Origin of the sequence: Streptomyces sp. NBC_00885 (assembly GCF_045207475.1) — a bacterium.
GTDB lineage: Bacteria > Actinomycetota > Actinomycetes > Streptomycetales > Streptomycetaceae > Streptomyces.
The window spans coordinates 3,104,382-3,125,329 of the sequence record NZ_CP108796.1 but is presented as its reverse complement, the minus strand read 5'-3'; the positions used below and the strand labels follow the sequence as shown (position 1 = coordinate 3,125,329).

20 protein-coding genes are annotated in these 20,948 nt (G+C 70.7%); 13 read left to right on the top strand and 7 right to left on the bottom strand.

Annotation, left to right across the window (positions count from 1 at the left end):
* The first annotated feature begins 147 nt into the window (after nt 1-147).
* Nucleotides 148-1,587: an NAD(P)H-quinone dehydrogenase gene (locus OHA61_RS13810; RefSeq protein ID WP_406303302.1), complete on the top strand. Its 1,440-nt coding sequence runs from the start codon at nt 148-150 to the stop codon at nt 1,585-1,587.
* Between the two features lie 155 nt (nt 1,588-1,742).
* A complete protein-coding gene (locus OHA61_RS13805; RefSeq protein WP_324974000.1) occupies nt 1,743-2,696 on the top strand; it encodes a DeoR/GlpR family DNA-binding transcription regulator in 954 nt (317 codons plus the stop codon).
* 614 nt (nt 2,697-3,310) lie between these two features.
* On the opposite strand, the gene OHA61_RS13800 is transcribed toward OHA61_RS13805, so the two are convergent.
* The gene (locus tag OHA61_RS13800; protein ID WP_324974003.1) at nt 3,311-3,910 is read right to left on the bottom strand and encodes a helix-turn-helix domain-containing protein; all 600 of its coding nucleotides are present in this window, start codon (nt 3,908-3,910) and stop codon (nt 3,311-3,313) included.
* Between the two features lie 115 nt (nt 3,911-4,025).
* Nucleotides 4,026-5,780: an acetyl/propionyl/methylcrotonyl-CoA carboxylase subunit alpha gene (locus OHA61_RS13795; protein ID WP_406303301.1), complete on the bottom strand. Its 1,755-nt coding sequence runs from the start codon at nt 5,778-5,780 to the stop codon at nt 4,026-4,028.
* Nucleotides 5,781-6,136: 356 nt separating this feature from the next.
* Here OHA61_RS13795 and OHA61_RS13790 point away from each other — a divergent pair, with 356 nt between their 5' ends.
* On the top strand, nt 6,137-6,592 hold the full coding sequence (locus tag OHA61_RS13790; RefSeq protein ID WP_406303300.1) for a hypothetical protein: 456 nt from the start codon (nt 6,137-6,139) through the stop codon (nt 6,590-6,592).
* Nucleotides 6,593-6,713: 121 nt separating this feature from the next.
* Here OHA61_RS13790 and OHA61_RS13785 read toward each other — a convergent pair whose 3' ends face one another.
* From OHA61_RS13785 to OHA61_RS13770, 4 genes are all read right to left on the bottom strand, one after another.
* A complete protein-coding gene (locus OHA61_RS13785; protein WP_406303299.1) occupies nt 6,714-7,322 on the bottom strand; it encodes a Maf family protein in 609 nt (202 codons plus the stop codon).
* 20 nt (nt 7,323-7,342) lie between these two features.
* Entirely contained in the window at nt 7,343-7,471 is a 129-nt protein-coding gene (gene mmpB, locus OHA61_RS13780) for a morphogenic membrane protein MmpB (RefSeq protein WP_266486898.1), read from the bottom strand.
* A 397-nt stretch (nt 7,472-7,868) separates the two neighbouring features.
* Nucleotides 7,869-8,075, bottom strand: a complete 207-nt coding sequence (locus OHA61_RS13775; protein ID WP_324989630.1) for an acyl-CoA carboxylase epsilon subunit — start codon at nt 8,073-8,075, stop codon at nt 7,869-7,871.
* Nucleotides 8,076-8,089: 14 nt separating this feature from the next.
* Nucleotides 8,090-9,673, bottom strand: a complete 1,584-nt coding sequence (locus OHA61_RS13770; RefSeq protein ID WP_406303298.1) for an acyl-CoA carboxylase subunit beta — start codon at nt 9,671-9,673, stop codon at nt 8,090-8,092.
* A 109-nt stretch (nt 9,674-9,782) separates the two neighbouring features.
* Between OHA61_RS13770 and OHA61_RS13765 the strand changes: the two genes are divergently transcribed.
* The 6 genes from OHA61_RS13765 to OHA61_RS13740 all read left to right on the top strand — a co-directional run bounded on the left by OHA61_RS13765 (nt 9,783) and on the right by OHA61_RS13740 (nt 17,046).
* The gene (locus tag OHA61_RS13765) at nt 9,783-10,640 is read left to right on the top strand and encodes a biotin--[acetyl-CoA-carboxylase] ligase (RefSeq protein ID WP_328670135.1); all 858 of its coding nucleotides are present in this window, start codon (nt 9,783-9,785) and stop codon (nt 10,638-10,640) included.
* Nucleotides 10,641-10,748: 108 nt separating this feature from the next.
* The gene (locus OHA61_RS13760; RefSeq protein ID WP_406303297.1) at nt 10,749-11,981 is read left to right on the top strand and encodes an adenylate/guanylate cyclase domain-containing protein; all 1,233 of its coding nucleotides are present in this window, start codon (nt 10,749-10,751) and stop codon (nt 11,979-11,981) included.
* A gap of 279 nt (nt 11,982-12,260) precedes the next feature.
* Nucleotides 12,261-13,055 carry an enoyl-CoA hydratase/isomerase family protein gene (locus OHA61_RS13755; RefSeq protein WP_406303296.1) on the top strand — a complete coding sequence of 265 codons (795 nt, stop codon included), beginning with the start codon at nt 12,261-12,263 and terminating at the stop codon, nt 13,053-13,055.
* A 71-nt stretch (nt 13,056-13,126) separates the two neighbouring features.
* Nucleotides 13,127-14,293, top strand: coding sequence for a diguanylate cyclase domain-containing protein (locus OHA61_RS13750; RefSeq protein WP_406303295.1), 1,167 nt, complete (start codon nt 13,127-13,129; stop codon nt 14,291-14,293).
* 94 nt (nt 14,294-14,387) lie between these two features.
* The gene (gene hutH, locus OHA61_RS13745; protein ID WP_406307348.1) at nt 14,388-15,929 is read left to right on the top strand and encodes a histidine ammonia-lyase; all 1,542 of its coding nucleotides are present in this window, start codon (nt 14,388-14,390) and stop codon (nt 15,927-15,929) included.
* 124 nt (nt 15,930-16,053) lie between these two features.
* Complete coding sequence (locus OHA61_RS13740) at nt 16,054-17,046, top strand: IS481 family transposase (protein ID WP_406303294.1); 993 nt, start codon at nt 16,054-16,056, stop codon at nt 17,044-17,046.
* 120 nt (nt 17,047-17,166) lie between these two features.
* On the opposite strand, the gene OHA61_RS13735 is transcribed toward OHA61_RS13740, so the two are convergent.
* The gene (locus OHA61_RS13735) at nt 17,167-17,445 is read right to left on the bottom strand and encodes a hypothetical protein (protein WP_406303293.1); all 279 of its coding nucleotides are present in this window, start codon (nt 17,443-17,445) and stop codon (nt 17,167-17,169) included.
* A 107-nt stretch (nt 17,446-17,552) separates the two neighbouring features.
* Here OHA61_RS13735 and OHA61_RS13730 point away from each other — a divergent pair, with 107 nt between their 5' ends.
* The 4 genes from OHA61_RS13730 (at nt 17,553) to OHA61_RS13715 (ending at nt 20,941) form a co-directional block, all read left to right on the top strand.
* Nucleotides 17,553-17,915, top strand: coding sequence for a hypothetical protein (locus tag OHA61_RS13730; protein ID WP_406303292.1), 363 nt, complete (start codon nt 17,553-17,555; stop codon nt 17,913-17,915).
* Between the two features lie 202 nt (nt 17,916-18,117).
* The gene (locus tag OHA61_RS13725; protein ID WP_406303291.1) at nt 18,118-19,380 is read left to right on the top strand and encodes an Ig-like domain-containing protein; all 1,263 of its coding nucleotides are present in this window, start codon (nt 18,118-18,120) and stop codon (nt 19,378-19,380) included.
* 114 nt (nt 19,381-19,494) lie between these two features.
* Entirely contained in the window at nt 19,495-20,481 is a 987-nt protein-coding gene (locus tag OHA61_RS13720; protein WP_406303290.1) for a GNAT family N-acetyltransferase, read from the top strand.
* 106 nt (nt 20,482-20,587) lie between these two features.
* Nucleotides 20,588-20,941: a DUF1330 domain-containing protein gene (locus tag OHA61_RS13715; protein ID WP_406303289.1), complete on the top strand. Its 354-nt coding sequence runs from the start codon at nt 20,588-20,590 to the stop codon at nt 20,939-20,941.
* Nucleotides 20,942-20,948 lie beyond the last annotated feature (7 nt).

The window sequence follows — 20,948 nt, the reverse complement described above, 5'->3', positions numbered from 1 at the left end:
AGGGGCGCGGGTGGTTGCGGTTCACCGATGAAGGGACCCGGGGCGAGGGCACTTGAACCGTGCGGGACAATGGAGGACGTACTGCAGTCCAAAGGGGCCACCCCCCGAACCCCGGCAGAACGAACGAGAGCGCGAGGCGTAACCCCAGTGACCCGGATCGTGATCATCGGCGGCGGACCCGGCGGATACGAGGCGGCCCTGGTGGGCGCCCAGCTCGGCGCGGAGGTGACCGTCGTCGACTGCGACGGCCTCGGCGGGGCTTCTGTGCTGACCGACTGCGTACCTTCCAAGACCCTGATCGCCACGGCCGAGGTGATGACGACCTTCGACTCCTCGCACGAGGAGCTGGGCATCATCGTGGCCGACGACACCCCGCCGATGGAGCAGGCCGCCCGGATCGTCGGCGTCGACCTCGGCAAGGTCAACCGACGGGTGAAGCGGCTCGCGCTCGCCCAGTCCCACGACATCACCGCCTCCGTCACCCGGGCCGGCGCCCGGGTGATGCGCGGCCGCGGCCGGCTGGTGGGCCGGCAGGCGATGGACGGCTCCCGCACGGTGGTCGTGACCGCCGCGGACGGCACCGAGGAGACGCTGACCGCCGACGCCGTACTGCTCGCGACCGGCGGCCACCCGCGCGAGATCCCCGATGCGCTCCCCGACGGGGAGCGCATCTTGAACTGGACCCAGGTGTACGACCTCACCGAGCTCCCCGACGAGCTCATCGTGGTCGGCTCCGGCGTCACCGGCGCCGAGTTCGCCGGCGCGTACCAGGCGCTCGGCTCCCGGGTCACCCTCGTCTCCTCCCGCGACCGCGTGCTGCCGGGCGAGGACCCGGACGCCGCCGCGGTCCTGGAGGACGTCTTCCGCCGCCGCGGCATGAACGTCATGGCCCGCTCCCGCGCCGAGTCCGCCAAGCGCGTCGGCGACCGGGTCGAGGTCACGCTCTCCGACGGCCGCGTCATCTCCGGCTCGCACTGCCTGATGGCGGTCGGCGCGATCCCGAACTCCGCGGGAATGGGCCTGGAGGAGGCCGGCGTCCGGCTCAGGGACTCGGGCCACATCTGGACCGACAAGGTCTCCCGTACGAGCGCTCCCGGCGTGTACGCGGCCGGTGACGTCACCGGGGTCTTCGCACTCGCCTCAGTGGCGGCCATGCAGGGCCGTATCGCGATGTACCACTTCCTGGGCGACGCGGTGCAGCCGCTGAACCTCAAGACCGTCTCGTCCAACGTCTTCACCGACCCGGAGATCGCGACCGTCGGCTACAGCCAGGCGGACGTCGACGGCGGCATCATCGACGCGCGCGTGGTCAAGCTGCCACTGCTGCGCAACCCGCGCGCGAAGATGCAGGGCATCCGGGACGGCTTCGTCAAGATCTTCTGCCGCCCGGGCACGGGCATCGTGGTCGGCGGCGTGGTCGTCTCGCCGCGCGCCAGCGAACTGATCCATCCCATCTCGATCGCGGTCGACAACAATCTGACGGTGGAACAGATCGCAAACGCCTTCACCGTGTACCCCTCTCTGTCGGGGTCGATCGCCGAGGTGGCACGGCAGTTGCACACCCGCAAGGCGGCCGGCGAAGGGTGATGCGGGCGCAAACCCGACGAACCCCGGGCACTGTGCGCGGCAACCGATCAACTCCCGGGCCGCCCATACCACTTGGCGGTCCCGTCTGTGCGCAACTTCTGTTATTCGGCGCATAGTGCTGAAAAGTATCGGTCGGTCAGGTTACTGTCAGTTTCGTGTTCGCTGCAGAACGTCGCCAATTGATCCTCGAAATGGTGCGCGCCAACGGAGCCGTGTCGCTCCGTGAGCTCGCCCGCGTCGTCCAGACCTCCGAAGTGACCGTACGGCGGGACGTGCGGGCTCTGGAGGCAGAAGGACTCCTCGACCGCCGTCACGGCGGTGCGGTACTGCCGGGCGGTTTTACGCGGGAGTCCGGCTTTCCGCAGAAATCCCTGTCCGCGACCGCGGAGAAGACGGCCATCGCCGATCTTGCCGCGGGCCTCGTCGAAGAAGGCGAGGCGATCGTGGTCGGAGCGGGGACGACGACGCAGGAGCTGGCCCGCCGGCTCGCGCGCGTCCCCGGACTGACCGTCGTCACCAACTCCCTGCTCGTCGCCCAGGCGCTGGCCCATGCCAACCGGGTCGAAGTCGTCATGACCGGTGGGACGCTGCGTGGCTCCAACTACGCGCTGGTGGGCAGCGGGGCGGAGCAGTCCCTGCAGGGCCTGCGGGTGTCCCGGGCGTTTCTCTCGGGGAGCGGGCTGACGGCCGAGCGCGGCCTGTCCACGTCCAACATGCTCTCGGCGAGTGTCGACCGGGCGCTCGTCCAGGCCGCGGCGGAGGTCGTGGTCCTCGCGGACCACACCAAGCTCGGTACCGACACGATGTTCCAGACGGTGCCCACGGATGTGATCACGCGGCTGGTCACGGACGAGCCGCCGACGCACGACGACCGGGCGGCGACGGAACTCCAGGCGCTGGCGGACCAGGGCGTCCAGATCGCGGTGGCCGGCTCGGGCGCGCCGTCGGACACGGCCGGGCCCGGCCGCCAGCCCCGCCGCGACGTCCCGCTCCCGTCCCAACGCCGCACCCGCGGCGGGGCCGGGCCGGGCCCTCAGCTGCGCAACGCCCTGACGTCGGAGCCTCCAGGGGAGAGGGCGGCGAGGGTGGCGGATCTGCGCCGGCGGTAGGTGCGCGGGGTGCGGGTCCGGGGTTGTTCCCCCACCCCGCCCCTTCCCGTAACTGGGGCTTCGCCCCAGACCCCTGGGGGGGGTGTGGGGGCTGACGCCCCCACCCCGAGACTCCAGCGGCTTCGCCGCGGAGAAGAATGCAGGGGCTGGCGCCCCTCGCACCCCCGCCTGCGGCAGCTTCGCGCTGCGTACAGACATCCGGCGGACCTCCGCGCACACAGCCCCTCGGCCTGAGGAGGGGCGGTGAAGGGTCGTCCCCGCGTTTCCAGCGGTCGTGGTGGGCGTGGGCCAGGGGGCGTTGGTGGTTGCTGTCCGGTGGGTGGTTTCGTGGGCGAACCCCCGATTGGCGGCCAACACCGGGTGAGCGTTACGGACCCCTCATCGCCGCCGACGCCGAGGAGTCGATCCCGACGGCGCTTGTACCGGGTTCGTGGGTGCCGTGGGCCAGGGGGCGTTGTTGGTTGCTGTCCGGTGGGTGGTTTCGTGGGCGAACCCCCGATTGGCGGCCAACACCGGGTGACCGATACGGACCCCTCATCGCCGCCGACGCCGAGGAGTCGAGCCCCGAGGCGACCCGGAACCCGCACCACACGGCGCCGGGTGGCCGGACCGCCTCAGGCCCGGGCTCCGTCCTCCCCCTTCAGGCCCCGTAGCGTCAGCGTCAGCAGTCTGTCTGCCAACTCCGCGTCCCCCGGCTCCTCTTCCGCCGCCAGTGCGATCGCGTTCGTCAGCTGCATCAGGTCGCCGATCGAGACATCCGCCCGCACCGCCCCGCTCTCCTGCGCCCGGATCAGCAGCCGTTCGCCCGCCTCGCGCAGCGGCACGCTGCATGCCGACAGGGCCGAAGTCTTGTCGTGCGAGGCCGACATGAGCGCTCGGGCCAGCCCTCGGTACTCACCCGCATGGGTGATGAGGGCGCGCAGCCACTCCACCAGCGCCCCGCAGGGCCGCTCCGCCGATGCCAGTTCGCCCGAGCGTTCCAGCAGTGCGGCCAGGGCCTCCTGGAAGACCGCGCTCATCATCGCGTGGCGGTTGGGGAAGTGCCGGTACAGCGTGCCGATGCCCACGCCCGACCGCCGCGCGATCTCTTCGAGCGAGGCGTCGGTGCCGTACTCGGCGAAGACGGCGCGCGCTTCGGTCAGCAGCCGTTCGTAGTTGCGGCGCGCATCCGCCCGCATCGGCCGCGCCGAGCCCACCGCCGTACTGGTCGCCATCGCGTCGTCCTCCCTGAGTCCGCCCCCCGGCGTTCAGTGTCCAGGATGCATACGCGTGGGGCCTGCCCGTCGTCGTACCGGGCAGGCCCCACACACGTACACACTCGGCCGGACGTCAGTCCTTGATCTCGCAGATCATCGCGCCCGACGAGATCGACGCGCCGACCTCGGCCGACAGGCCCTTGATCGTGCCGGAGCGGTGCGCGTTCAGCGGCTGCTCCATCTTCATCGCCTCCAGGACGACGACGAGGTCGCCCTCGTTGACCTCCTGGCCCTCCTCGACCGCGATCTTGACGATCGTGCCCTGCATCGGAGAGGCAAGGGTGTCACCGGAGGCCGCCGACGCCGACTTCTTCGCCGCGCGGCGCTTGGGCTTGGCGCCCGCTGCCAGGCCGGTGCGGGCCAGCGTCATGCCCAGCGAGGACGGCAGCGAGACCTCCAGGCGCTTGCCGCCGACCTCGACGATGACCGTCTCGCGGCCCGGCTCGTCCTCGGCGTCCGCGTCGCTGGGCGCCGCGAAGGGCTTGATCTCGTTGACGAACTCCGTCTCGATCCACCGGGTGTGGACCCGGAAGGGGTCCGCGGTGAACGCCGGGTCGGTGACGACCGCGCGGTGGAAGGGGATGGCGGTGGCCATGCCCTCGACGTTGAACTCCTCCAGCGCGCGCGCCGCACGCTGCAGCGCCTGCTCCCGCGTCGCGCCGGTGACGATCAGCTTGGCCAGCAGCGAGTCCCAGGCGGGACCGATCACCGACCCGGACTCGACGCCCGCGTCGAGGCGCACACCCGGACCGGACGGCGGCGCGAAGGTGGTCACCGTGCCGGGGGCCGGGAGGAAGCCCCGGCCCGGGTCCTCGCCGTTGATGCGGAACTCGAAGGAGTGACCGCGCACCGCCGGGTCGCCGTAACCGAGCTCCTCGCCGTCGGCGATACGGAACATCTCGCGGACCAGGTCGATGCCGGTGACCTCTTCGGTGACCGGGTGTTCCACCTGGAGACGGGTGTTGACCTCGAGGAAGGAGATCGTGCCGTCGACACCGACGAGGAACTCGACGGTGCCGGCGCCGACGTAACCGGCCTCCTTGAGGATGGCCTTGGACGCGGCGTACAGCTCGGCGTTCTGCGCCTCGGAGAGGAACGGCGCGGGCGCCTCCTCGACCAGCTTCTGGTGGCGGCGCTGCAGCGAGCAGTCACGCGTGGAGACGACGACGACATTGCCGTGGCTGTCGGCCAGGCACTGGGTCTCGACGTGCCGCGGCTTGTCCAGGTACCGCTCGACGAAGCACTCGCCGCGTCCGAAGGCGGCGACGGCCTCGCGTACCGCGGAGTCGTACAGCTCCGGCACCTCTTCGAGGGTGCGGGCGACCTTCAGACCGCGGCCGCCACCGCCGAACGCCGCCTTGATCGCGATCGGCAGCCCGTTCTCCCGGGCGAAGGCGACGACCTCGTCGGCGCCGGAGACCGGGTCGGGCGTACCGGCGACCAGCGGCGCGCCGGCGCGCTGGGCGATATGACGGGCGGCGACCTTGTCACCCAGATCGCGGATCGCCTGCGGCGGCGGGCCGATCCACGTCAGACCGGCGTCCAGTACGGCCTGCGCGAAGTCCGCGTTCTCCGAGAGGAAGCCGTATCCGGGGTGGATGGCGTCCGCTCCCGAGTCCTTCGCGGCCTGGAGCACCTTGGCCATGTCCAGGTAACTGGCGGCCGGGGTGTCACCGCCCAGGGCGAACGCCTCGTCGGCCGCGCGGACATGCAATGCGTCCCGGTCCGGATCGGCGTAGACGGCTACGCTCGCGATCCCGGCGTCCCGGCAGGCACGGGCAACGCGGACAGCGATTTCGCCACGGTTGGCGATGAGCACCTTGCGCACGATGGCTCCCTCCTTGAAACAAGCTGAGTTTAGGGAAGCCGCACACCGTCCTTCGACCCATCCCCAATGGTGAGCTATGCCACACGGAGCGTGATTCGAGGCTCGCGCAAGTCGCGAAATCCCTTGTCGCACCAAGGTACGACGGGTTCCTTCCTCGCACAGTAACCCCGTGGTGTGGCACAGGTCTCTGTTCTGGGCGCCAGCGGCCGGGCGCGTTTCTTTGTCGAGTCCCTACGAATGGCCCAATGATTCTTTGCTGTGAGACCGAGCGTGCCGCGCCCCTTGTCCCGCCCTTTACCCGTTAGTAGCGTTCGTGTTGTCGTACGTACTTCCGGTAACAGAGGGTTGGGGGCGCCGTGGCGCGCAGACCGGTGGCCGTGGTGGCCGCGCTTGTTCTGCTGGTGGAGGCCATCGGCATCGTGGTGATCAACGGGATCCTCGCCACGTTCCTCAAGAAGCAGAGCATGTCGCTCGCCGACCTGGACCCGGACGCGATGGTCACGGGCACATGGGTGATGGGCGGCGTCTTCGGTCTCTACCTCGCCGCCTGCGGTGTGGTCGCGCTGCTTGCCGGTCTGCGCGACCGGGCCCCGGGGCGCGCCGCCCGGATCCTGCTGATCTCGTGCGCGATCACGCACGGCGTGCTGGGCGCGCTCACGGTGGGTCTCGTCGGCTGGGACGCGTTCGCGTTCATGATGGTCGTGCTCGCACTGATCGTCCTGGTGCTGCTGGCCTATGGAAATGGCGGGAAGCCACAGAAGGAAGAGACCCTGAGCGAGCCCGCTTCGACGAACGGCGCCGCACCCGCCTAGCGGGATCCGAGCCGGTCGTGAGGCGGGCCCGAGCCCGCCCTCACCCGGCCGCGAGCCGGCGTCGAGTCTGACGTGATTCTGACGCTCGGCTGACGTCAACCCGCCCCGGGGCGGGGGTGCTTCAGTCCGTCCACAGATCCGTGATCGAGAAGCCGAGTTCGGCCAGCAGCGTGCGCAGCAGCGGCAGCGAGAGCCCGATCACGTTGCCGTAGTCGCCGTCGATGGAGTCGATGAACGGCGCCGAGCGGCCGTCCAGCGTGAACGCGCCCGCCACGTGCAGCGGTTCGCCGCTCGCGACGTACGCGGCGATCTCGGCGTCCGTCGGCTCGCCGAAGCGCACGGTCGTCGACGCGGTCGCCGACACGCTGCGGCCGGTCGCCGTGTCCGTGACGCAGTGGCCGGTCTGCAGGATGCCGGAGCGGCCGCGCATGCTCTTCCAGCGGGCGGTCGCGTCCTCCGCGTCGGCCGGCTTTCCCAGGGCCTGGCCGTCCAGTTCGAGGACCGAGTCGCAGCCGATGACGAGCGCGCCGGAGGCCTCCGGGCGCGCGGCCACGGCGGCCGCCTTCGCCTCGGCGAGTACCAGGGCCAGCTCGGCCGGGGTCGGTGCGCTCAGCGCGTCCTCGTCGACGCCGCTGACGATCACTTCGGAGACGAGTCCGGCCTGGCGCAGCAGATTGAGGCGCGCGGGGGAGGCGGAGCCGAGGACGAGCCGGGGGCGGTGAGCGGTCATGGGGTCATCGTAGGCGGCGGTCAGTGCAGCCCGACCACGAACATCGCCACCACCATCGCGAGGGCCAGCAGGAGGCCCGCGCGGCGCATCATCGCCTGCGTCTCGCGCAGTTCTTTCGGAGGCTCGTTCTCCGGGTCGGACCACAGCATGTCTTCGATCCTGCTGCAGGGAGCCGGGCGGCGCCTGAGTACGGGTACTCAACCGGCGGGCCGACAACGGGCCAATTTCCGGTGTCGCGATGACTAGGTCCTGTCCGGCCGATCAGGCCGGATCAGTGAGCGGCCCGCCGCGGAGCGGCTGCTGATGTCACTGTGGTGCGTGCGATCGCAGGCCGGAGGATGGGGGTCCCCCCGCCGAAGGCAGGGGGAGAGCCGACGCGGAGCGTCGGCGACTGACGACAACGCGGCGAGCGGGCGTGCCAGGGCACGCGAAACCGGCAAGATCGGTAGGACAGGACCTTAAGGGGTTGCTGTTCCGTCAGGGGCTCATGCTCTTCATGGCCGGACGGGCTGACATGTCAGCCCGTCCGGCGATCGAGGCGCGGGCCTAAACCGGCCAGTAGCTGCGGGCCCACGTCCGCGGGCCCGGCAGCGGCCTTCGCGTGCGGGCGATCCGCGCCGGGTCCGACCACTGTTCCGGCGGGAGCGGCGCGCCCTCCACCGCCGCGGCCGTCGCCGCGGCGCGTGCCTGAACCACCGCAAGTGCGGCGGCCAGTTCCTCCGGGGTGGGATTTCCTCGTACGACCTTGATCATCGTCAGGTCCCTTCCTAGAGGGGGATGTTGCCGTGCTTCTTCGGCGGCAGGCTTTCCCGCTTCGTACGCAGCTGACGCAGGCCCTTCACGATCTGCGAGCGCGTGTCCGACGGCATGATCACCGCGTCGACGTAGCCGCGCTCCGCCGCGATGTACGGGTTGAGGAGCGTGTCCTCGTAGTCCTGGATCAGCTCCGCGCGGGTCGCCTCGACGTCATCCGCGGCCGCGATCGTGCGGCGGTGCAGGATGTTCACGGCGCCCTGTGCGCCCATGACCGCGATCTGCGCGGTCGGCCAGGCCAGATTGAGGTCGGCGCCCAGGTGCTTGGAGCCCATGACGTCGTAGGCGCCGCCGAAGGCCTTGCGCGTGATCACCGTGATCAGCGGAACCGTCGCCTCCGCGTAGGCGTAGATCAGCTTCGCGCCGCGGCGGATGATGCCGCCGTACTCCTGGTCGACGCCCGGCAGGAAGCCGGGCACGTCGACGAAGGTCAGCACGGGGACGTTGAACGCGTCGCAGGTGCGCACGAAGCGCGCGGCCTTCTCGGAGGCGTTGATGTCCAGGCAGCCCGCGTACTGCATCGGCTGGTTGGCGACGATGCCGACCGGGTAGCCCTCGACCCGGCCGAAGCCGGTGACGATGTTCGGCGCGAACAGCGCCTGCGTCTCCAGGAATTCGCCGTCGTCCAGCACATGCTCGATGGCCGTGTGCATGTCGTACGGCTGGTTCGCGGAGTCGGGGATGAGGGTGTCGAGCTCGCGGTCCTCGTCGGTCGTCTCCAGGTCGGCCTCCTCGGGGAAGGCCGGTGCCTCGGAGAGGTTGTTGGACGGCAGGTACGACAGGAGCGACTTGACGTATTCGACGGCGTCCTTCTCGTCGCCCGCCATGTGGTGCGCGACACCGGAGGTGGTGTTGTGCGTACGGGCTCCGCCCAGCTCCTCGAAGCCGACGTCCTCACCGGTGACCGTCTTGATGACATCGGGTCCGGTGATGAACATGTGCGAGGTCTGGTCGACCATCACCGTGAAGTCGGTGATCGCGGGGGAGTAGACGGCGCCGCCCGCGCACGGTCCGACGATCAGCGAGATCTGCGGGATCACGCCGGAGGCATGGGTGTTGCGGCGGAAGATCTCGCCGTACATGCCAAGGGCCATGACGCCCTCCTGGATACGGGCGCCGCCGGAGTCGTTGATGCCGACGACCGGGCAGCCCGTCTTCAGTGCGAAGTCCATCACCTTCATGATCTTCTGGCCGAAGACCTCGCCCAGGGACCCGCCGAGGACGGTGAAGTCCTGGGAGAAGACCGCCACCGGACGGCCGTCGACCGTGCCGTAGCCGGTGACCACACCGTCGCCGTAGGGACGGTTCTGCTCCATGCCGAAGTCCGTGGAGCGGTGCCGGGCGAACTCGTCCAGCTCTACGAACGAACCCTCGTCCAACAGCAGATCGACGCGCTCACGGGCGGTCAACTTGCCCTTGGCGTGCTGCTTCTCCACCGCGCGCGCGGAACCGGCATGCGTCGCCTCGTCAACACGGCGCTGCAGATCCGCCAGCTTTCCTGCGGTGGTGTGAATGTCGATCTGTTCCGGCTCGGACATCGGGATGCGGCTCCCTGGCTGGTCACGGGGTCGGTGGCTACTGACTCGTAGCGTATCGGCGCGCATACCGTTCGGCAGTGCGTCGTTTACCACACCTAACCTGGCTTGCATGACGCCTGAGAATGCGCCCCGGAGCCGCTGGTCCGACCTCGACCGGCCGCCGCTGAACGAAGCCGCGCTGCGCCACTCGCTGCTGCAGCCGGGCGGGCTGTGGACCTCTTTCGACATCGTGCCCGAGACCGGGTCCACCAACTCCGACCTGGCGGCCAGAGCCGGGTCCCTGGAGGAGGGGGCCGTGCTCGTCGCCGAGGTGCAGACGGCGGGGCGGGGACGCCTGGACCGCACCTGGACGGCGCCCCCGCGCTCCGGGCTGTTCGTCTCCGTACTGCTGAAGCCCGGAGCGGACATCCCGGTCGAGCGCTGGGGCTGGCTGCCGCTGCTCGCCGGGGTGGCGTCCGCGACGGGTCTCGCCCGCGCCGCCGGGGTGGACATGTACCTCAAATGGCCCAATGACCTGCTGGTAAAGATCGACGGCGAGGAGCGCAAGACCGGCGGGATCCTCGCCGAGCGGGCGGGCGACGACGCTGTGGTCATCGGTATCGGCCTCAATGTCACGCTGCGTACCGAGGAGCTGCCGGTCCCGGAGGCGGGCTCCCTCGCCCTCGCGAACGCGATCTCCACCGACCGTGACCCGCTGCTGAGGGCCGTCCTGCGCTCGCTGGAGCAGTGGTACGGCGACTGGCGCGCGGCCGGCGGCGACCCGGGCCTCTCGGGGCTCCAGGAGGCGTACGCGGCGGGCTGCGCGACGCTGGGACGGAGCGTACGGGCCGAGCTGCCCGGCGAACGCTCGGTGATCGGCGAGGCGGTCGCGATCGACGGAGACGGGCGGCTGGTGCTGTCCACGGAGGGCGGGGGGCGGCAGGCGATCAGTGCGGGCGACATCGTGCACCTGCGGCCGGCCGGCTGAACCGGCCGGCCGGCCGGGACGTGAGCCAGGGCACACCTGCCGTATCGTTGAGGCGATCGAGCGACAGATCGGCAGGGCAGTGCGCAGGGAACGGGCAGGAGGCGGCTGGTGACCGTCGACGACACCACTTCCGGCGCGGGCGCGCAGCCGCCGGAGGGCTCCTCTTCCGGCGCGTCCGGACCCCCGAATTCGTCATCGTCGGCCTCCCGCGCGTCCTCGTCCCCGGGCACGGCCTCAGGGGCCGCTGCGGTGCATCCGCCGCACCACGAGGTCGATCACACCGTGGAGCCGACCGACGACCCCCTCGCGATCCGGCTGGAGCAGCTGATCCTGGGCGCGGACCGGCGCTACACGCCGTTTCAGGCCGCCCGCACGGCCGGAGTCTCCATGGAGCTCGCCTCCCGCTTCTGGCGGGCCATGGGCTTCGCCGACATCGGCCAGGCCAAGGCCCTGACCGAGGCGGACGTACTGGCCCTGCGACGGCTCGCCGGTCTCGTCGAGGCGGGCCTGCTCAGCGAGCCGATGGCGGTCCAGGTGGCCCGCTCGACCGGCCAGACCACCGCCCGGTTGGCGGAATGGCAGATCGATTCCTTCCTGGAGGGCCTGACCGAGCCGCCCGAGCCCGGAATGACCCGTACGGAAGTCACGTACCCCCTGGTCGAGCTGCTCCTGCCCGAGCTGGAGGAGTTCCTCGTCTACGTCTGGCGGCGCCAGCTCGCCGCGGCGACCGGGCGCGTGGTCCAGGCGGCGGACGACGAGGAGATGGTGGACCGCCGTCTCGCGGTCGGCTTCGCGGACCTGGTGGGCTTCACCCGCCTCACCCGGCGCCTGGAGGAGGAGGAACTCGGGGAACTCGTCGAGGCGTTCGAGACCACCTGCGCGGACCTGGTCGCCGCGCACGGCGGCCGACTGATCAAGACGCTCGGCGACGAGGTCCTGTACGCGGCGGACGACGCGGGCACGGCGGCGGAGATCGCGCTGCGGTTGATAGAGACGATGACGGACGACGAGTCGATGCCCGCGCTGCGGGTCGGCATCGCCTTCGGGACGGTGACGACGCGGATGGGCGACGTCTTCGGCACGACCGTGAACCTGGCGAGCCGCCTGACCTCGATAGCGCCGAAGGACGCGGTGCTGGTGGACGGCGCGTTCGCGGAGGAGCTCGTGCGCACGGGGGACGCGCCGGCGTCCGAGGCGGAGGCGGCGGAGGCAGCGGCCGCGGCGGAGAAGGAGGGCGAGGAGCCCCCCTCGTACCGCTTCGCGCTTCAGCCGATGTGGCAGCGGCCGGTGCGGGGGCTCGGCGTGGTGGAGCCGTGGCTCATGTCGCGCCGCGGCGGCTGAGCTCTGACCGGGGGTGTTCCCCCACCCCGCCCTCCCCCTACGGCCTGGCGGCCGTGGGAGGTACCCCCATCCCGAACTGGGGCTTCGCCCCAGACCCCGTACGCGCTTCGCGCGTGTCCTCAAACGCCGGACGGGCTGAAGTGTGCGGCTCTGCCGCACATTCAGCCCCGTGGGGGTCCCCCCGGACGAAGTCTGGGGGAGGGCGGGGTGGGGGAACAGGCCCCGCGCAGCGGCCACGCCCTATGATCCGGTTAACCATCGTTCACCGGGAGGGTCGTCATGTCCGAGTCCGAGCAGCGCTTCGGGGAATTCGTCGTCGTCCGCAGGCACCAGCACGTCGCCGAGCTCGTACTCGACCGGCCCAAGGCCATGAACGCCGTCTCCACCGACATGGCCCGTTCCATCGCCGCCGCCTGCGACGCCCTCGGTGCCGACCGGGACGTACGGGTCACCGTGCTCAGCTCCACCCATGAACGGGCCTTCTGCGTCGGCGCCGACCTGAAGGAGCGGAACTCCTTCTCCGACGCCGAGTTGGTGCGGCAGCGGCCGACCGCGCGGGCCGCCTACACCGGGGTGCTCGAGCTGCCCATGCCCACCGTCGCCGCCGTGCACGGATTCGCGCTCGGCGGCGGGTTCGAGCTGGCGCTGGCCTGCGATCTGATCGTCGCCGACGGCACCGCCGTCGTGGGGCTGCCCGAGGTGTCCGTCGGTGTCATCCCCGGCGGCGGCGGGACGCAGCTGCTCCCGCGCCGCGTCGGGGCCGCGCGGGCGGCCGAGCTGGTCTATACGGCACGCCGCGTGGAGGCCGCGGAGGCCCGGGAGTTGGGGCTCGTCGACCAGCTCGTGGACGATGCCAGGACCGGCGCGCTGGAGATCGCCGCCAAGATCGCCGCGAACTCTCCCGTCGGGCTCCGCGCCGCCAAGCGCGCGATGAGGCTCGGGCAGGGGCTCGATCTGCGGGCCGGTCTCGAGGTCGAGGACGCGGCCTGGCGCTCGGTGGCCTTCTCCGGGGACCGCGCCGAGGGTGTCGCCGCGTTCAACGAGAAGCGGAAGCCGCAGTGGCCCGGCGAGTGACCCGCGCCAGAGCTCGCAGGGACCCGGGTCACGTCAACTGATCACATCAGGCAAACCAGCCCTAAGCTGGGATGATGGCTGAGGATCGGCGGCTGCGAGCCGTAGTGGCGCTGGCGCAGGCAATGGCTTGCGCGCGTACCCCGCGCGAGTCATGGCGCGCCGCGGCGCTCGGCGCGTGCGACGCGCTCTCCGGCTCCTTCGCGGCGCTGTCCGTGTGGGAGCGTGAGCTCGGACGTCTCAAGGTGCTCGTGAACGCCGGCGAACGCGCCGCCGGGGAGGAGGAGTTCCCCGAATCCGAGACATATCCGGTCAACCGCTTCCCGGAGATCACGGAGTTTCTGCACGAGCAGTGGGCCGGCGGTGGCGAGCCCGACGCCTGGGTGGAGACCGTCGACGGCCCGGTCTCGGGCGAGATCGGCTACTCCCATCAGCGCGTGGCCGCGCTGCGCAGGCGCGGGCGCGGCTGCTGTGTGGTCGCGCCCATCGTGCTGCACGGGCGGGCATGGGGCGAGCTGTATGTGGCACGCGCGGCCGGCCGGCCCGTCTTCGACCGGGACGACGCGGACTTCGCGACCGTGATCGCCTCCGTGGTGGCGGCCGGGATCGCCCAGACCGAGCGGCTGGAAGAGGTCCGCAGGCTGGCCTTCACGGACCCCCTGACGGGCCTCGCCAACCGCCGCGCCGTCGACATAAGGCTCGACGAGGCGCTGGAGCGCCACCGCGTGGACGGCTCGGTCGTCAGCCTGGTGGTGTGCGACCTCAACGGCCTCAAGCAGGTGAACGACACCCACGGCCACGCCGTCGGCGACCGGCTGCTCGAACGCTTCGGCTCGGTGCTCTCGCTGTGCGGGGCGATGCTCCCCGGCGCGCTGGCGGCCCGTCTCGGCGGGGACGAGTTCTGTCTGCTCTCGGTCGGCCCGACCGCGGACGAGGTGGTCCATGCCGCCGACGAACTCTGTGTACGGGCGGGCGAGTTGGAGATGGGTGAGGGTGTCGCCTGCGGGGTCGCGTCCACCGGCGACCCGATCGGGCAGGTGCGCTCGGCCCGCCGTCTGTTCCGGCTCGCGGACGCGGCCCAGTACCGCGCGAAGGCGGCCCGCTCCCCGAAACCCGTCGTCGCGGGCCGCGACGGCACGGTGCTGCGCCTCGCGGACTCCCCGCCCCGCTCCAGGCACGAGCGCCGCACGTTCCGGGCAGCCAGGCCCGAGGACGCCCCGGAACCCTGGAGCGAGCCGTGAGTCCGACTGGCGGGCCCGGTGAGCGCGTAAGGGGTCAACCCGGCCGCCACTAGTGACAGGTTCCGATTCAATCCGTACGCTGCTGAATATGGATATGCACACAGTCGTGGTGGGGACGTCCGGTACCACCGCCGAAGACGTCATCGCCGTGGCCCGCGAGGGCGCCCGTATCGAGCTCTCCGAGGAGGCAGTCGCCGCCCTCGCCGCCGCCCGCGGAATCGTGGACGCCCTCGCCGCCAAGCCCGAGCCCGTCTACGGGGTCTCCACCGGATTCGGCGCACTCGCCAGCCGGCACATCAGCCCCGAGCTCCGCGCCCAGCTCCAGCGCAACATCGTCCGCTCGCACGCCGCGGGCATGGGCCCGCGCGTCGAGCGCGAGGTCGTCCGCGCGCTGATGTTCCTGCGCCTGAAGACCGTGGCCTCCGGCCACACCGGCGTACGCCCAGAGGTCGCCCAGACCATGGCCGACGTACTGAACGCCGGGATCACGCCCGTCGTCCACGAGTACGGCTCCCTCGGCTGCTCCGGCGACCTCGCGCCGCTGTCCCACTGCGCGCTGACCCTCATGGGCGAGGGCGACGCCGAGGGCCCCGACGGCACCGTCAGGCCCGCGGGCGAGCTGCTCGCCGAGCACGGCATCACGCCCGTCGTGCTCCGCGAGAAGGAGGGCCTGGCCCTCCTCAACGGCACCGACGGCATGCTCGGCATGCTGGTCATGGCCCTCGCCGACCTCCAGCGCCTCTACGTCACCGCCGACATCACCGCCGCGCTGTCGCTGGAGGCGCTGCTCGGCACCGACAAGGTCCTCGCACCCGAGCTGCACGCCATCCGCCCGCACCCCGGCCAGGGCGTCGCCGCGGCGAACATGAGCGCCGTACTCAAGGGCTCCGGGCTCGTCGGCCACTTCCAGGAGGAAGAGGCCCCGCGCGTCCAGGACGCGTACTCGGTGCGCTGCGCCCCGCAGGTCGCCGGCGCCGGACGCGACACCCTCGCCCACGCCCGCCTGGTCGCCGACCGCGAGCTCGCCTCGGCCGTCGACAACCCGGTCGTCCTGCCCGATGGGCGCGTGGAGTCCAACGGCAACTTCCACGGCGCCCCCGTGGCGTACGTCCTGGACTTCCTGGCCATCGCCGCCGCGGATCTCGGATCCATCGCGGAGCGGCGTACGGACCGGCTGCTCGACAAGAACCGCTCGCACGGCCTGCCGCCGTTCCTCGCCGACGACGCCGGTGTGGACTCGGGTCTGATGATCGCCCAGTACACCCAGGCCGCCCTGGTCAGCGAGATGAAGCGGCTCGCCGTGCCGGCCTCCGCCGACTCGATCCCGTCGTCGGCGATGCAGGAGGACCACGTCTCGATGGGCTGGTCCGCCGCGCGCAAGCTGCGTACGGCCGTCGGCAACCTGAACCGGATCCTCGCGGTGGAGCTCTACGCCGCGACCCGCGCCATCGAGCTGCGCCGCCACCTGACCCCCGCGCCCGCCTCGCAGGCCGCGATCGGTGCCCTGCGCGCCGCGGGCGTCGAGGGCCCCGGCCCGGACCGTTTCCTCGCGCCCGACCTGGAGGCGGCGGACGCGTTCGTCCGGGACGGAAAGCTCATCGCGGCCGTCGAGCCCGTGACGGGGCCGCTGGCCTAAGTGTACTGCCCGGGCAGGTTGGTTGAGTTTGTGCGACGACACGGTCTGAATCTGTGAGATGGCGAAGGCCTCCGGTTGTGGAGTGGAGCTGTCTAGGAACCGCTCCGCCAACCTGGAGGCCTTCGTGTCTCACGCTAACGCTGCTTTGACTCCTCGTGCCCGTCTTCGCCTGGCGCGTCTGATTGTTGATGACGGGTGGCCGGTCGCTCGTGCGGCCGAGCGTTATGACGTGTCCTGGCCGACCGCGAAGCGGTGGGCCGTCCGTTACGCCGAGTCCGGTGCCCAGGCCATGGGCGACCGGTCCTCACGGCCGCACCGCAGTCCTGCCCGAACCACGCAGCCGCAGGTCCGCAAGATCGTGCACCTGCGCTGGAAGCAGCGTCTGGGCCCGGTCCAGATCGCCGGACGGCTCGGCATGCCTGCCTCCACCGTGCACGCGGTCCTGACCCGGTGCCGGATCAACCGGCTCTCGCACATCGACCGCGCCACCGGCGAGCCGGTCCGCCGCTACGAACACGACCATCCCGGCGCGATGCTCCACATCGACGTGAAGAAGCTCGGGAACGTTCCCGACGGCGGCGGCTGGCGCTACGTCGGACGCGTCCAGGGCCGCAGGAACCGCGCCGCGACCCCGGACAGGCCCCGCAACAAGTACCGCGGACCGCTGCTGGGCACCGCGTTCGTCCACACCGTCGTCGACGATCATTCCCGGGTCGCCTACGCCGAGATCTGCGACGACGAGAAAGCCGCCACGGCGGTCGGTGTCCTGCGACGCGCGGTCGACTGGTTCGCCGCCCGCGGCGTGAGGGTCGAGCGGGTGCTCACCGACAACGGCTCGGCCTACCGCTCCCGGCACTGGACACAGGCCTGCACCGAGCTGGGAATCACGCCGAAGAAGACCCGGCCCTACCGGCCACAGACCAATGGCAAGGTCGAACGCTTCCACCGCACCCTGGCCGACGGCTGGGCTCTTGGCCGCTTCTACTCCAGCGAATCAGCCCGCCGCAAAGCCCTGCCGGCCTGGCTCCATCACTACAATCACCACCGCCCCCACACCGCAACCAGCGGCAAACCACCCATCACCAGGTTGACCAACGTCCCTGGGCAGTACACCTAAGTCACCGGGTTCGCGGTGAACGTGGGCCAGGGGGCGTTGGTGGTTGCTGTCCGGTGGGTGGTTTCGCGGGCGAACCGCAGCCGGACGCCCTGGCACCGGTAAATCAGTCGTCGGCGTGGCTCATCGCAGCCCCGCCGACGACTGAGGGCGGCGCACCGAGTACGTCACGAAGCCCACGCCGATACCCAGGAACGCCGTGCCGCCGATCAGATACGGCGTGGTGTCCACCGTGCCCGTGTCGGCGAGAGCCAGCCCCTGCGCCGACGCCTGCGCGCCGGTCTGCTGTCTCGGCCCCGCTTCCGTCTCGGCCGTGGCATTCGCCGAGGGGACGAACCACAGCGCACACAGCAGAGTCCCTGCGGCAGTGGCGGTAAGAAGCGGTCGACGTGCGACGGACACGGACTCGATCCCCCTTGAGGCATCCAAGAATTGGCCGGTGCGCTGATGCTAGTGAAAGCAGCGGGTCGTGGGAAAGCCGGGTGACCGTGCGCTCTACCCTCCGTCGTATGACCTCTTCTGAGACATCACGTTATGTGCGGCTGCGGGTGGAATTGGTGCTGGAGATCGCCGAGCCGGAGGCGCTGACCGGCGCGGCGCTCGAGCGCATCGCGGCCGACGAGTTCATGCCGGACGAGGAGCGTGCGCACGCACGCTCGGCGGTGCGCGAGGACGAGGCTGAGGCCATCGCGTATCTCGTGGATCCCTTCGACCTGGTCAGCGAGGTTCCGGGGGTCGATCTCGCGCAGGCATCCTGGAGCAGTGAGCAGATCGAGTACGACCCCGATGCAAAGGAGTGGGACCTCGACGAGGAAGATGGGGACTACGACGATGACGAGAGCGACGAGAGCCCTGACGGCGCGCGGCCGTAACCTCCGCGGCCGGCCGGTGAAAGGGCCCGGATCGTCAGGCCGGTGAACCTGAGCCCGGCCGTCTTCGTGCCGTACTGCAACCGGCGGGGCCACCGCTGCGTCGGTGGGAGTCGGTGAGTGGTGTATGCCACATCCCCGCCGGATGTGGAACCGGGTGGCCCGGAATGAGTGTTTCAGCAGTTGGTCAGGGGAATCGGCGACGATGGAGAAGCGTGTGATGACGGACAGCAAGCGGCGCAGGGCCCTCATGGCCGCGTCCGCGGTGCTCGGCGGCGTGCTGGTCATATCCGCCTGCAGCGGCGACGGGGACAAGGGCGGCGCCGACGGCTCGAAGAAATCGCAGGCTCAGGTCGACGAGGCCGCTGCGAAGGACGCTTCGAAGGCCCGAATAGCCATCTCGCCCAAGAACGGCGCGACCAACGCGAGCATCAACAACGCCGCCAAGGTCACCGTCAGTGAAGGCACCCTCACCCAGGTCACGATGGCCACCGCCGACGGCAAGAGCGTCAAGGGCACGCTGGCCGCCGACGGCAAGAGCTGGAAGCCGGACGAGCAGCTCGACCGTTCCACCACGTACAAGATCACTGCCTCGGCCAAGGACGCTGCCGGCCTGGAGGCTCACGAGAACTCCTCCTTCACCACGGTCTCGCCCGACAACAGCTTCATCGGCAACTTCACGCCCGAGGACGGTTCCACCGTCGGCGTCGGTATGCCGGTGTCCGTCACCTTCAACAAGGCGATCACCGACAAGAAGGCCGTCCAGTCCGGGATCAAGGTGACGTCGAGCAGCGGCCAGGAGGTCGTCGGCCACTGGTTCAACGGGCAGCGTCTCGACTTCCGCCCCGACCAGTACTGGCAGGAGGGCTCGACCGTCACCCTCAAGCTGAACCTGGACGGCGTCGAGGGCGCGGACGGCGTCTTCGGTGTCCAGCAGAAGACCGTCACCTTCAAGATCGGCCGCAACCAGGTCTCGACCGTCGACGCCTCGGCGAAGACGATGACGGTCACCCAGGACGGCAAGACGATCAAGACGATCCCGATCTCCGCCGGTGCCCCCGACAACCCGACCTACAACGGTCAGATGGTGATCTCCGAGAAGTTCAAGGAGACGCGGATGGACGGCTCGACGGTCGGCTTCAAGAAGAAGGACGGCAAGGGCGAGTACGACATCAAGGACGTCCCGCACGCGATGCGGCTGTCCACGTCGGGCACGTTCATCCACGGCAACTACTGGGGCGCCGACTCGATCTTCGGCAGCGCCAACACCAGCCACGGCTGTGTCGGCCTCAACGACGTCAAGGGCGCGGGCGACCCGAACCAGCCCGCCGCCTGGCTGTTCAACAACTCGATCGTCGGTGACGTCGTCGTCGTGAAGAACTCCCAGGACAAGACCATCTCGCCCGACAACGGCCTCAACGGCTGGAACATGAGCTGGAGCGCCTGGAAGGCCGGCTCCGCCGTCTGACCCACGACGCGTACGAAGGCGGCGGCACCCCCCGGGGTGCCGCCGCCTTCCTCTGCCGCTGGGGACGTCGAAATTGGCCTGCGCGCGCTCGGACGGGCCCGTACCGTCCCGGCTATGACGATCACCCCTCTCGCCGTCCCGCCGCCCGCGACCGCCGTCGACGCCTGGCACGACGTGGTCACCGCGGCCCACCGCCAGGACCTTCTGGCCTCAGTGCCCGCGCTCGGGCGGGTCGAGACCGAGGGGAAGCTCAGCCTGTCATCGGTGCACGGGCGTACCGTCCGTCTCGCGGCCACGGCGCCGGACGGCGCGTACGACGGCGTGGCCGCGCTGCTGCTGTTCACGGACGAGGGCAACCGGCACACCGCCTTCCTCGACGTGCTCGCCGTGCACCCGAGGGCCAGACGCCGCGGTGTCGGCGCCGCGCTCTGGGAGGCGGTGCGCGCCGAACTCACCGCCGATGGGCGGACCTCGGTCTCCACGATGCTTGAACTCGGTGGCGCGGGCGAGAAGTTCGCGACCCGGCTCGGCTTCGAGAATGTGCTGCCGCTCGGGTGGTACGTCCAGAACGTGCGCGACGCGCTCGAAGCGCACCCGCGGCCGCCGGAGCTCCCCGAGGGCTATGCGTACGCCCAGTGGCCGGGCGTCGTGCCAGACACCCACGCGGACGCGTTCGCCGCGGCGCACAACGCCATGGAGGACGCCCCGAGCGGCGACATGGACGAGCAGGTGACCCCGTGGGACGCCGACAGGGTGCGGGCGGCCGCGCAGGTGATCCTGGACCGGGGCGGGGTGATCCTGTCCTCGGCGGTGCTCCACGCGGCGAGCGGTGACGTCGCCGCGTACACCGAACTGGTCCTGCGCGACCCGTCGGACGTGCGCGCCGTCCAGTACGACACGGTGGTCACCCCGGACCACCGGGGCCGCGGGCTCGGCCGTGCGGTCAAGCGGCACATGCTGGGGGCGGTGAGCCTCGCGCAGCCCGGCGTACGGGAGATCGCGACGAGCGTCGCCGACGACAACGGGCCGATGCTGGCGGTCAACGAGCAGCTCGGCTACCGGCGCGAGCGGACGGCCGCGGTCTTCCAGGCCAAGCTCTGACCCAGTCCGGCGGGCTCCCGCTGATTACCTCGGGCGTAATCGACGCTGTTCCAGGCTCCCGGCAGGATCGAGGACATCCGAAATCAGCACGCACCAGGAGGACATCATGAACGCCTACGCCGTCGGCCATCTGCTTCCCTCCCCCCACCTCGACGACGAGATCTTCGTCTACATGGAGCGGATCCAGTCCACGCTCGACCCCTTCGGCGGCCGTTTCCTCGTCCACGGTGCGAGCGTCGAGGTCCGCGAGGGCGCATGGCCGGGCGCTCTCGTCATCATCGGCTTCCCGGGGATGGACGAGGCGCGCGGCTGGTACGAATCCGAGGCGTATCAGGAGCTTGTGCCGCTGCGCACGCGGCACATGGCGGGCGACGTGGTCCTGGTCGAGGGCGTGGCTCCCGGGTACGACGCGTCGGTCACCGCGGACCGGCTGAGGCGGGAGCAGTCCGCGGTGAGCTGACCACCGC

Bases quoted from the DNA above. Each gene is read 5' to 3' on its own strand.
- OHA61_RS13800 (WP_324974003.1), bottom strand. From the start codon at position 3,910: ATGGCGACCAGTACGGCGGTGGGCTCGGCGCGGCCGATGCGGGCGGAT.
- OHA61_RS13785 (WP_406303299.1), bottom strand. From the start codon at position 7,322: ATGACCGCTCACCGCCCCCGGCTCGTCCTCGGCTCCGCCTCCCCCGCG.
- mmpB (WP_266486898.1), bottom strand. From the start codon at position 7,471: ATGCTGTGGTCCGACCCGGAGAACGAGCCTCCGAAAGAACTGCGCGAG.
- OHA61_RS13775 (WP_324989630.1), bottom strand. From the start codon at position 8,075: ATGATCAAGGTCGTACGAGGAAATCCCACCCCGGAGGAACTGGCCGCC.
- OHA61_RS13770 (WP_406303298.1), bottom strand. From the start codon at position 9,673: ATGTCCGAGCCGGAACAGATCGACATTCACACCACCGCAGGAAAGCTG.
- OHA61_RS13765 (WP_328670135.1), top strand. From the start codon at position 9,783: ATGACGCCTGAGAATGCGCCCCGGAGCCGCTGGTCCGACCTCGACCGG.
- OHA61_RS13755 (WP_406303296.1), top strand. From the start codon at position 12,261: ATGTCCGAGTCCGAGCAGCGCTTCGGGGAATTCGTCGTCGTCCGCAGG.
- OHA61_RS13750 (WP_406303295.1), top strand. From the start codon at position 13,127: ATGATGGCTGAGGATCGGCGGCTGCGAGCCGTAGTGGCGCTGGCGCAG.
- hutH (WP_406307348.1), top strand. From the start codon at position 14,388: ATGCACACAGTCGTGGTGGGGACGTCCGGTACCACCGCCGAAGACGTC.
- OHA61_RS13730 (WP_406303292.1), top strand. From the start codon at position 17,553: ATGACCTCTTCTGAGACATCACGTTATGTGCGGCTGCGGGTGGAATTG.
- OHA61_RS13725 (WP_406303291.1), top strand. From the start codon at position 18,118: ATGGAGAAGCGTGTGATGACGGACAGCAAGCGGCGCAGGGCCCTCATG.
- OHA61_RS13720 (WP_406303290.1), top strand. From the start codon at position 19,495: ATGACGATCACCCCTCTCGCCGTCCCGCCGCCCGCGACCGCCGTCGAC.
- OHA61_RS13715 (WP_406303289.1), top strand. From the start codon at position 20,588: ATGAACGCCTACGCCGTCGGCCATCTGCTTCCCTCCCCCCACCTCGAC.